The organism is Microbacterium umsixpiens, assembly GCF_053543675.1.
Genome location: NZ_JBLVOH010000117.1, coordinates 1 through 4363 on the forward strand (window position 1 = coordinate 1; position 4363 = coordinate 4363).

Sequence of the window (4363 nt, forward strand, 5' to 3'; positions counted from 1 at the left end):
GTGCGGGCGTGCACGGCGGGCCGCTGGCCGAGTTCGCGGTGTTCGGCGTGATGGCGGGAGCGAAGAACCTCCCTCGCCTCCTCGCGGATCAGAGCACTCGCACCTGGCCCGACCGCTGGGAGATGCGGCAGCTCGATGAGATGACCGTGCTGATCGTCGGCCTCGGCGGGATCGGCGCGGAATGCGCGCGTCGCTTCCATGCCCTCGGTGCGAGGGTGTGGGGCACGACGAGGTCGGGCGAGCCGGTCGCCGGCGTCGATCGCCTGGTGCGGCTCGACGAGCTGCGCGACGCGGTGGCCCACGTCGATGCGATCGTGGTGACGCTGCCCGGCACCGCCCAGACCCATCACCTGATCGGTGCCGACGTCCTCGCTGCGGTGAAGCCGGGGGCGATCATCACCAACGTCGGTCGCGGCTCGGTCATCGACGAGACCGCCCTGCTCGCGGCTCTCGACGACGGTCGGATCGCCTTCGCCGCTCTCGATGTCTTCGAGCAGGAACCGCTCGACGACGCGTCGCCGCTGTGGACGCACCCGCACGTGCTGGTGAGCCCGCACACCGCGGCGCTCAACTCGAAGGAGGAGGAGCGGATCGCCCGACGCTTCGCGGAGAACGCGGCGCGCCTGCTCGATGGCGAGCCGCTGACCGCCGTGGTCGATACGGTCGAGTTCTACTGATCCGCAGGCGGGTGCGCGTGCACCCGCGGCCCCACCGACGGCGGAAGGCGCAGCCATGGACGACGACACCCGCGAGGGGCGCGATCCCGCGCCTGCCGTCACCCGCAGCATCCGCCTGCTCGGCCTCCTCGCCGACGCCGGTGGCCCCCGGACACTGACCGAACTCGCCGGCGAACTCGGGCTGGCGAAGTCGTCGACCGCGAATCTGTGCCTCGCTCTCGAGGCCGGGGGCATGGTCGACCGCACGCCGCAGGGCTATCGTCTGGGAGTGCGCACCGCCGAGCTCGGGGGTGCGTTCGCGGCGCAGTTCAACCAGGTGCGCGAGTTCTACAGCGTGTGCGAGGCTTCGCCGCAGCTGGCTTCCGAGCTCGTGCAGGTCGCCATGCTCGACGGCACGGATGCGCTCTACCTCGCCAGGCACGAGGGGTCACGGTCGCTGCGACTGGGAACCCCGCTGGGCTCGCGGCTCCCCGCGCCGCTCTCGGCCACCGGGCGCGCGCTGCTCGCCGCCATGACCGATGCCGAGGTCATCGAGCTCCTCGGTGAGGACGCGGTCTTCCCGTCGCTGACGGAGCGGAGCGCGACGACCATGGCGGGGCTGCTGGAAGTGCTCGCCACCGCCCGTCGGCGGGGCTGGGCGCTGGATGCGGAGGAGTCCTTCCGCGGCATCGTCGGCGTCGCCGTCCCGCTCGAGGGCTGGGCGCCGACCGATCCGCCGCTGGCTCTCGGCGTCGCCATCCGTGCCGCCGAGGCGGACTACGAGCGCATCGAGCGCGTGGGCGAGGCGCTGCGCGCGGCTGCCGCGGCGTTGACGAACCCCTTCAGCACCGCCGTTCGTCGCTGACTCGTTCCGCGCTGCCGCGTCCTGCGCGCGGTCTGTCCTTCCGTGCGTCGAAACTCGGTCCAAAGGGTTGAACGCAATCCAACGGGCTGGTACAGTCGGGGTCACGCCGCAGGCGAAGCCGATCGAAGGAGATGGCAGTGACCGACCACCGCACCTCAGCACGCGCAGTGTCCGATGACCCGGAGTACGCGGCGAATCTGCGCCGCGCGACGCTCGCGTCCAGCATCGGCAGCGCGCTCGAGTACTTCGACTTCGCGCTCTACGGGCTCTCGACGGCATTGATCTTCAACGTCCTGTTCTTCCCGCAGGACGACCCCGCCATGGCCACGGTCGCCGCGTTCGCGACCTTCGGCGTCGGCTTCCTCGCACGACCGTTCGGAGGCCTGTTCTTCGGCGTCCTGGGCGACAAGCTCGGGCGCAAGTGGGTCCTGGTCGCCACGATCGTCCTGATGGGCGGGGCATCGACCGCGATCGGTCTGCTGCCCACCTACGAGGCGATCGGGCTCTGGGCCCCGATCCTGCTGGTGCTGATGCGCCTCCTCCAGGGCTTCGGTGCCGGTGCCGAGCAGGCGGGCGCGACCGTGCTGATGGCCGAGTACGCGCCGGTCAAGCGCCGCGGGTTCTTCTCCGCCCTGCCGTTCGTCGGCATCCAGGCCGGAACCCTGCTCGCCGCGGTCGTCTTCGGGCTGATCACGCTGCTCCCCGAGGACCAGCTGCTGAGCTGGGGATGGCGCGTGCCGTTCCTCGCCTCGTTCGCGCTGATCCTCCTCGCCCTGTTCATCCGGATGCGGTTGCGCGAGACGCCGACCTTCGTCGAGCTCGAGAAGCACGAGCAGATCGCCGATCGCCCCATCAAGGAGATCTTCACGCACGGCCTCCCCGGCGTCATCGTCGGCATCGGTCTGCGGATGGCCGAGAACGGCGGCTCCTACATGTTCCAGACCCTCGGTCTCGCCTTCTTCGTCACGGTGGTCGGGGACAGTGCCGACAAGAGCCTGCTCACGTGGGGCGTCACCCTCGGATCGCTGATCGGCGTCTTCTCCGTGCCGTTCACCGGACACCTCTCCGACCGCTTCGGGCGCCGTACGGTGTACCGGTTCGGCGCCGTCTTCATGCTCGTCTACACGTTCCCCGCGTGGTGGCTGCTGTCACTCGGGAACTACGCCGTGGCCATCGGTGTGATCGCGATCGGCATCGGCGTCGCCGTGAACAGCATGCTCGGACCGCAGTGCGCCATGCTCCCCGAGCTCTTCGGCAACCGTCACCGCTACCTCGGCGTCGCGATGGCTCGCGAGATCTCGGCCGTGCTCGCCGGCGGCCTCGCCGGTGTCCTCGGTGCGTACCTTATCGCGGTGAGCGACGGGAACTGGGTGCTCCTGGCGATCTACATGGCCGTGCTCGCCATCATCACGACCGCCTCGACGTTCCTCGCTCCGGAGACGCTCCGCCGCGATCTCACCCGCATCGACGACGCGATCAAGGTCTCCCGCGAAGAGGGCGGCGACGACGTCTTCGCCACGACGGTCTCGATCAAGGCCGTCGGACGGTGAGCGCCGTGCCTGCGGGCCTCGCCCTCTTCGACCTCAGCGGCCGCACGGCGCTCGTGACCGGATCGAGCCAGGGCATCGGCCGGACCCTCGCGGAGGGACTCGCTGGAGCGGGTGCGACCGTCGTGGTCCACGGACGCGATGCCGCGAAGGCCGCGGCGGTCGCGGCCGAGATCATGCAGGGCACGGGGGTCGTGGCCCACAGCGTCGTCTTCGACGTGACCGACGCCGCGGCGGTGGATGCCGGGATGCGCGAGGTCGAGCAGCTCATCGGCACGCCGGACATCCTCGTGAACAACGCGGGTGTCCAGCGCCGGGCGCCGATCGCGGAGTTCGCGGACGAGGACTGGGATGCGCTCGTGCAGACCAACCTCTCCAGCGTCTTCCACCTGTCGCGCCGTGTCGCCGCCGGGATGATCGCCCGCGGTTCGGGGAAGATCATCCAGATCGGCAGCGTGCAGTCGCAGCTCGCGCGCCCCTCGATCGCCGCGTACTCGGCGACCAAGGGCGCGATCGTGATGTTCACGAAGGGGCTCTGCGCCGATCTCGCCCCACACGGCATCCAGGCCAACGCCATCGCTCCCGGTTACTTCGCGACCGCTCTCACGCAGCCGCTCGTCGATGATGAGGAGTTCTCGGCATGGGTCCGCGGACGCACTCCGGCCGGACGCTGGGGCGACACCCGAGACCTCGTCGGCGCTCTGCTCTTCCTCGCCGGCGGGGCGAGCGACTTCGTCAACGGCCAGACGCTCTTCGTCGACGGCGGCATGACGGCGGTCGTCTGATGCGGCTCGGTCGAGTCGCGTCCGCTGCGGGCCCCCGGTGGGTGCGTGAGACGGACCACGGGCTCACCCCGATCTCGGACCCGTTCCTCGCGTTCGCCGAGGGCCGCGCCCCGGATGACGAGGGTGACGCCGTCGAAGGACCCGTCGTCGCGCCGGTCGACCCCCTCGTCATCGTCGGGATCGCCCAGAACGGCCCCGACCACACCTCGCCGGTGCAGGCGTGGCTCAAGAGCCCGCGGACCGTGATCGGAAGCGGAGCGGAGGTCGCCCTGCGGCGCGACGCGGGCGCCCCGGTGGCCGAGGGCGAGATCGCCGTCGTGATCGGCCGGGCGACCCACGGATTGACGGCTCAGAATGCCCACGAGTATGTGCTCGGCGTCACGGCCGTGAACGATCTCTCCAGCCCCGACCGCGCGCACAGCGATCCCCGCAACTTCGAATCCAAGTCGGGGGAGGGATACACGCCACTCGGCCCGTGGATCGATACCGCGGTGGGGATCGACGACGTGG

Annotated in this window: 5 protein-coding genes; all 5 read left to right on the forward strand. The window is 70.5% G+C overall.

Annotated features, from left to right (window positions below; genetic code table 11):
* A partial coding sequence (locus tag ACNPM4_RS11760) for a D-2-hydroxyacid dehydrogenase (RefSeq protein ID WP_448985821.1) occupies positions 1 to 677 on the forward strand: 677 nt, incomplete at its 5' end.
* Positions 678 to 732: 55 nt separating this feature from the next.
* Entirely contained in the window at positions 733 to 1521 is a 789-nt protein-coding gene (locus ACNPM4_RS11765) for an IclR family transcriptional regulator (RefSeq protein ID WP_105710896.1), read from the forward strand.
* Between the two features lie 131 nt (positions 1522 to 1652).
* Positions 1653 to 3071, forward strand: coding sequence for an MFS transporter (locus ACNPM4_RS11770; protein ID WP_105710895.1), 1419 nt, complete (start codon positions 1653 to 1655; stop codon positions 3069 to 3071).
* Entirely contained in the window at positions 3068 to 3853 is a 786-nt protein-coding gene (locus tag ACNPM4_RS11775) for an SDR family NAD(P)-dependent oxidoreductase (protein WP_029262572.1), read from the forward strand. The genes ACNPM4_RS11770 and ACNPM4_RS11775 overlap by 4 nt, the downstream gene beginning before the upstream one ends.
* Before the next feature lie 41 nt (positions 3854 to 3894).
* Positions 3895 to 4363 (forward strand): fumarylacetoacetate hydrolase family protein (locus ACNPM4_RS11780; RefSeq protein WP_448985822.1); only part of this gene is annotated, 469 nt, incomplete at its 3' end.